At 48.4% G+C, this 580-nt stretch carries 2 protein-coding genes; both read right to left on the bottom strand.

The genetic code is table 11. The features are described from left to right. A partial coding sequence (locus VJI93_RS08430; RefSeq protein WP_324009264.1) for a DUF6950 family protein occupies positions 1–188 on the bottom strand: 188 nt, incomplete at its 3' end. After that, on the bottom strand, positions 185–580 hold a 396-nt coding region (locus VJI93_RS08425; protein ID WP_324009263.1), incomplete at its 5' end, for a hypothetical protein. The genes VJI93_RS08425 and VJI93_RS08430, both read right to left, overlap by 4 nt.

Genomic DNA, 580 nt, shown 5'->3' with positions numbered 1-580 from the left:
GCCATACTTTTGCTCTGACCACGGAATTCTTCATACAGATCCACACCTGTCATAGCTTCGATGCCATCACAGCACCAGGAAGCACAATTAAAAAATTCCCAGTCCAGACATACTCCCTCACGCACTGAATCCAGAAGGAAATCAGATAGGCAAAGATCCCAATCCAGACGACGTTTAATCTCGATCATTGATATTCTCCCCGGTTAGCAAGGGGATTATATACCGCAGTGGATTGCAGAGTCCCAGCCTTACCCCAGAATAGCGTCTGTTCGCCGTTGGCCGCATTCTGTGTAAAGCTGAAGAACTGGTCGGTAGGGTCGATTTCCTGTTGATCGGCATGAGAACGAGTGCGATAGGTAGCACGCGAATAACGCGCAGCCAACCCATCCAGCTCGATATCCAAATACCCAGGAACTTCATTCTTATCATCATCCAGGGACGGATCAATAAGGCGGATGTTATTGATCTTACCCGCATAAATAGGGATAAGAAGGTTGATATTGGGCTGATCCGCATACCGCAGACCTAGAGCAAGGTCAACTCGCCGCTGTTGGTAAAGATAGCCCATGATGTCACGGAG

This window comes from Parvimonas sp. M20 (assembly GCF_035282425.1).
In the GTDB taxonomy this organism is placed as follows: Bacteria; Bacillota; Clostridia; order Tissierellales; family Peptoniphilaceae; genus Parvimonas.
The sequence above is the reverse complement of the archived record's forward strand: the minus strand, read 5'-3'. Positions and strand labels throughout refer to the sequence as shown.